The 1,678-nt window shown below is 65.6% G+C and carries 1 protein-coding gene; it reads left to right on the top strand.

Annotated elements, in window-relative coordinates; all coding sequences use genetic code 11:
• Positions 1–1,532, top strand: a 1,532-nt coding sequence (locus tag ACK42S_RS17840; protein ID WP_409710781.1) for an AAA family ATPase, incomplete at its 5' end; no start/stop codon positions are given.
• Positions 1,533–1,678: the final 146 nt, after the last annotated feature.

The following is a 1,678-nucleotide window of genomic DNA, read 5'->3' as shown; positions in this document are numbered from 1 at the left end:
TCCCGCTTCAAGGTCCGGACGGCAAGATACAGTCGCTGCAGACGATCGGCGCCGACGGACACAAACTGTTCTGCTCGGATCTTCCGACCGCCGGCGGGCTGTTTGTCATCGGCCAGAGGCTCTCCGATGCCACCGGTCCGGTCCTCGTCTGCGAGGGCTTCGCCACCGGCGCTACCCTCCATGAAGCCACCGGCCGCACAGTCGTGGTGGCCTTCAACGCCGGCAATCTCGTCAAGGTCGCTGAGCGCCTCGCTGCGACCCATCCCGGCGCATCCTGGATCGTTGCCGGCGACGATGACCGGGGCAAGGCGAAGAACGTCGGCCGCGAAGCAGCGACCGCCGCAGCCCGCATCCTGGGCTGCCCGGCAGTGTTCCCCACGTTCCCGGCTGCCAGCCTCGGCACCGACTTCAACGACATGGCCGCAGCGTCCGGCATCGACGCGGTCCGGGCCATCTTCGAGGCAGACGCCGTTACCAACCCGGACGTGTTCGAGACCCTCAGCCTCGACGAAATCGACAATATGCCGCCGCCCAGCTGGCGGATCGACGGACTGATCCCAGCGCACGCGCTGGTTCTGCTCTACGGCCGGCCAGGCGAGCACAAGACCTTCATCGCACTCGATATGGTGCTGCGGGTTGCCTACGGCCTCGACTGGCATGGAAAACCCACCAAGCAGACCGGCGTTCTCTACATCGCCGGGGAAGGCAAATTCGGCATCGGCCAGCGCATCAAGGGCTGGCGCCGGGAACATGGCCTCGAGGGCGTTGATGCGCCGTTCCGGCTGCTCCCGGTCGCCGTGCACATGCTTGACCCTGCCAGCATCGAGAAGCTGAAACGCACGATCGACCAGGTTCGGGCAGCGGTGGATTTCGAGATCGGCCTGGTCGTAATTGACACGGTGTCGCGCTCGATCCCCGGCGAGGACGAGAACAGCCAGGAAGCCATGTCGATGTTCATCGACGGCTGCGCTGCCATCCAGCAGCACTGCAACGGCACGGTTATCGGCATCCACCACGCGGGCAAGGATCTCGATCGCGGCATGCGCGGCTCGACCGTGCTGCTGGGCGGCTGCGACACCTCGATCCGGGTCGCCAAGGATGAGGCCACCACGGTCCTGTCGGTCGAGAAGCAGAAGGACGGCGAGGAGCTCGACGACCTGCATTTCACGATGAAGGTCGTCGACCTCACCACGGGGCTTGGGGCCGAGCAGAGCACGCTGGTGCCTATGCTTGGCACTGGGACGACCCCGGTCGGGGAGAAGCGGCTCAGCTGGCACCAGATCCGCGAAATCTTCCAGGCGATCGACGAGGCCTGGCGCGCAGGTTCCCCCTGGTCGGCATTCCCCCACGCCCGGCGCAAGGGCCGGTTCGCGGTCGACCTGATCTCAGACCAATACGGCGTCTCCAAGCGCGAGGCGGAGACCTCGATCACCAAGTGGCAGCAGCACGGCTACCTCGTCACCGAGGCCGGAAAGTTCCACGGCAAGGCCACTGGCTTGCGGGTCGTGAAGTACCTGGAGCCCGACAGATGAGCCCCAAAATCACTTTGTCGGAAGCCGTCGGAAGCACGGTTTTGCGTCAGTCGGAAGCCAGTCGGAAGCCGGCGGAAGCCCTGTCGGAAGCCGTCGGAACGCGCAGTCGCTTCCCCCCCATACCCCCTAAGGGCTTCCGACAACGC

Source organism: Caldimonas sp. (genome assembly GCF_046289365.1).
Classification (GTDB): domain Bacteria; phylum Pseudomonadota; class Gammaproteobacteria; order Burkholderiales; family Burkholderiaceae_C; genus Caldimonas.
The sequence above is the reverse complement of the archived record's forward strand: the minus strand, read 5'-3'. Positions and strand labels throughout refer to the sequence as shown.